Origin of the sequence: Komagataeibacter xylinus, assembly GCF_004302915.1 — a bacterium.
In the GTDB taxonomy this organism is placed as follows: domain Bacteria; phylum Pseudomonadota; class Alphaproteobacteria; order Acetobacterales; family Acetobacteraceae; genus Komagataeibacter; species Komagataeibacter xylinus_C.
Genome location: NZ_QQBI01000076.1, coordinates 1 through 4244, shown reverse-complemented (window position 1 = coordinate 4244; position 4244 = coordinate 1). Strand labels below are relative to the sequence as shown.

The window sequence follows — 4244 nt, the reverse complement described above, 5'->3', positions numbered from 1 at the left end:
TTGTCATCCCACCAACCCCAAGCCATAAAAAACGGGAACTCTCCTTTTGAGTGGATACAAAAAGGGGGGCACGTCACCACGCTTCACGACCTCGACCGGCCCGGGCAGATATCTACCCGTATGTCGACGGCATGAATTGCGGCCTGTCCGCTGTGTCTTAACCGGACAGGCCGCAATCGCCTACTTAGTCGACACACAGGCGGTTAGAAGAGATTCCCGAAAGCTGAGATTGCTAGGCGAGCCCCGATAGACCGCGTTTGGGACATTCGAGACAGGCGGCTCTCAGATCATGAATAGGTGATACCTGCCGTTCCCAATGAGAGCGAGGCATTCGTCCTAACCTCGACCGACTTTTTTGGAACGGGATGCTTTTGCTCTCTTTGTCCGGGGCTGCGGTTTGACAGATGTGATGGCACATTCCTCTGACCGAATTTCGGCTAGGTCGTAAAAATGACCTTTGATCCAGTCTTCCAGATAATCTCGCGTCCGTTGGGCAAGGTGATCGCCGGCGCAGGCATGCTGCGCGAGTGTGGCATCAATCACGTGAAGGACCAGTTTCCAGTCGTCGGGTCGCGACTGCACCAGTTGCGTCAGCAACTTGCTGATGACGCGACTTTGCTGCCATGATGGCAGATTCAGCCTCCATACTCCTCGCATGGTAGCGACTGAAACGGCGATGTGCGAAGGCATATGAGCATTGCGTCCACCGATGAACTGGATAGCGGCGTTGAATAATGCGAACGCTCGCGGGTCGTCTAGTGCGAGCATCTGGAGTAGTGTCTGGGCGTCGAGGCTAAGATGTTCGTGGCGCATTGCCCCAAGCATGCCGACGCCAACTAGATACTGGTTTCGTGTGATCTGGCCATCTCTTGCAAATACGTTCAGGACCACTTGGAGCCAGGCCCCGCCCTTGACGCCCTGACTCGCTGCACATTGGCGGAAGTTCAGATCTTCCGAGAGGATGATGACGTCCTCGGCTCGCGCGAGGTTGATGGGATCGAATATTTCCTTTGATCCAAGATTGTCGAGGAGCTTGTCCAGCCGAACATCAAGTGACCCATCGACCGGCAGGATCTCACAGTAGGCCTCAAGATCCTCGATGACCGCATTCACCCATTTCAGCCGCTTCTCCGTGTCCTCGGGGCTATGGACCTGCCGATATGCCTGTTCGCCATCGAAGTCTATGGTCATGAATTCGCGGCCACGAGCACTCTCGAACTTCGCCCGCAGCTCGATCATTTCGTCCATGGTCGAGCGCGCGATGCATAGCCGTCCGAAATAGTCCTTTGCAGTCTGCAGATGTCCAAGTTCGCATAGTTGCCAGACGGTCAGTGTGTCGAGAGCAACACCCTTGTCGCGCGCTTGGCGCACAAACATCGTGGCTGCTTTGCCCTCCTCAACCGCACCGATACAGGTGCGGAGATTGGTTCCGGTTCGCATCAGATGTTCGGCCAGTTGAAGGACCGACTGATTAGAGAGCGCTGCAATCGCCGCTAGCGGAAAAGGATGAGACATGTAAGTCGCGACGACTACGTCGTTCCTGTCCTGAAGGGCGCGAACCATATCGAGGAGCGGTTGTACGTCGCCTTCCTTCATGCTCATCTCGAACAGCGATCGCGCAGATGGGAACCGGGCCGCGTGCGTCGCCATGATATCGTGGAGCAGCCAGATATATTTGTGCTTGAGCTTTCTTATCCTGTAACGCCTCGAAACGCCTATTTCCGCCGGGATTTCGATTACTTCGTTGACAGATTTTCCCATCAGCGCAGTTGCTAGGGGATGGTTCAGCGCAAACCGGTCAATTCCGGCAATCTCTTCATCGTCGATGATGCCGGTGACGTCCCTGGCGCCATCCAACCCTTCAAGATCGAACCAGAAGCCAGTTTGTGCTGGGCCAGCCCGACCGATCGGAGAAGGCAGGGCCTCGTTCATGAGGATGAGCGAGGGATAGGAAGATACGACACTTTCATCGTGGCGATTGGTTGCGGCCACCCTGTAGGCGAGTTTTAGCGCCCGTGCGGTTTCACCCGAGCGGCGATGCCGATGAGCAAGCCGCATGAGATCGTCGGGAGAGCCGTTCACCGCATCGTCGTCGACGCCCGCAACCAGTTCCCGAGCTTCGTCGTCCTGATTGGCGCGCATCAGCGTGCTCGACAGCAGGAGAACTGCGCGCAGGTCTGTCGGCGCCGCAGAAATCGCCGAGCGGAGGTAGCGCTCTGCGGCTTCGAGATTGCCTCGCTTGTACTCAGCCATGCCGGCCAGCCGTGCATAGCACGGAAGAGCGATCACCTCTGGGGAAAGCGACTGATAGAAGGGCGATGTCTTCGCCTGCGTCGGCGCGTTTGCGAAGGCGTGGGCAAGCCAAGCCAGAGGCTCTGATGGCTGGTCCAGACCCACAAACCCATCGAGTGCACCAATGATATCTTCCCATGCTTCGCGAAATAGCGAGAGCTGGGCGAACATCACCCTGTCCGAATAGCTTGTCGCCGGCGTGATGAGCAATCGTGTCTTCTCGGCCATCGCTGCGAGCGCTTCGGGGCGCGCCATCCGATAAATGTCCGCAACGGCGATATGGGCTGCCACACCCAGCGGCCAGCGCTTGAGGAGTTGCTCGACATCCTCGTCAAGGTTTGCGCCCGTCTTATTGGCGTGCCGTGCGCGGAAGACCAACACGTCGAAAAGCTGACGTGAGGAAATCGGCAGTTTTTCGCGGCGCTCGTTGGTCGCCGCCTCGATGACCCCCGCCCATTCGTGAAGGTTGGAAAGTGCTACAAGCAGTGGAATTACCGCATTGTCGGAAAGGGAAGCGCTGCGGAGGAACCGCTTGGCCTCGGCAAATTCTTCGAGATCGATAGCCACACATGCCGCCGTCAGCGCAGCATCTGGATCCTTGGTCCCAGTCGCCAGAACCTGAGCTGCAATACGTTTCGCCTGGTCGAGATCCCCCAGAGCCCGGTAGGCGGTGACGAGATTATACCCAACCATGCACCAACTGGGCTCAGCTGCATGCTCAAAGTGACGAACCTCCTCCCAGTGGCGCTGCAGCAGTTCCGCGCCTTCGCGAAGCTTTGTCCGCCGATCGTCGGGAACAGCGCCGAGGCGTTCGATGACGTCGCCGGAAAGAGCCTCGTCGACCAGAGCATCACCGGCCATCCGGACAGAATTGCCATCCTTCGGGAAATGCTTGAGCGTCTCGGCAGCCAAGGCCCACCAGCTGTTCGGGGTGCCTTTCAGGCGAAGGTATCTGATGCGGTGGATGCGAACGATAAGGTCGTCCAGAAGATGAGGCAAGACGATGGCCATGGGGTCTCGCTCGACACTGTCCATCGCCGCGACCTCGAAGGCGAGCCCAGCCGCGCCCGCATTATCAGCATCCTCGGCGAGTATATCCTTCGCAAACGTCCATGCACCCGCCAAATCCCCCTGAATGACGAGTGAGAGGATCCTATTTGCTCGCGTGCGTGGATCTGTCGGATTGAGGGCATAGGCTTCATCGAGAAGGTGGGCGGCATCAATTTCGTCGCCGAGCTTCATTCGGGCGATCGCGATATTTACCTTGACCCGCGCGCGGACCGAGGCTGCATTCTTTTCGTCGAGCGTATTATCGAGCGCTTGGAGCAATTCCAGCGCGGTACGCGGTTTTCCCGCGTTCAGCATGTCGCGGTATAGGTCGATCTGTGCATCGAGATGCTGATCGATGGCGCTGCGGGCCGTATCTATTGGCCCGATCGCAATCGTCGTGCGGATCTCCGCCAGATACTGTAGTGCCTGGTCATTCTGAGCGCGGATTTCCGCCTGGCCCGACAGCGTCTCGCTTCCGAGCTCAAGCAGGCGATTGGTCGATGCGCTGTAATCAGGGTCGAAGGCAGCAAGCGCTCTCGGGTTGTTTCGAATCTTTTCCTGAAGGGTGTCCCAGCCCCAGATTTGAATATCGACCGTGCGGCCAAGATTTGCCTGGTCTTGGGTCAACTCGATCGCAAGGAAGTCGTGAGCAGGCTCGTCGGTCGCGGTGGTGACGATATAGAATTCCGTCAGTGCCGGTTTGATACCCATCGCTTGTTCGACCTCCTTGCGGATCGTCGCTTCGGTGAGCTTGGCGCCACGGGTGATGAGTTTACACTGGATACCGACTGGCTGGCCTGGATCGCGGTTGCGCCTGCCGATCAGATCGACGCGGAAATCTCACAGAAGGGTTGTACATCGGGTTAGATTATGAAAAAGTCTGTTTTGCACAAAAGAAATTT

At 57.5% G+C, this 4244-nt stretch carries 2 protein-coding genes; one reads left to right on the top strand and one right to left on the bottom strand.

Annotated features, from left to right (window positions below):
- Positions 1-336: 336 nt before the first annotated feature.
- Entirely contained in the window at positions 337-4053 is a 3717-nt protein-coding gene (locus DV027_RS17015) for a PIN domain-containing protein (protein ID WP_242621996.1), read from the bottom strand.
- Positions 4054-4056: 3 nt separating this feature from the next.
- Here DV027_RS17015 and DV027_RS18005 point away from each other — a divergent pair, with 3 nt between their 5' ends.
- Positions 4057-4209, top strand: coding sequence for a hypothetical protein (locus tag DV027_RS18005; protein WP_242621995.1), 153 nt, complete (start codon positions 4057-4059; stop codon positions 4207-4209).
- Positions 4210-4244 lie beyond the last annotated feature (35 nt).

Bases quoted from the DNA above. Each gene is read 5' to 3' on its own strand.
- DV027_RS17015 (WP_242621996.1), bottom strand. From the start codon at position 4,053: ATGGGTATCAAACCGGCACTGACGGAATTCTATATCGTCACCACCGCG.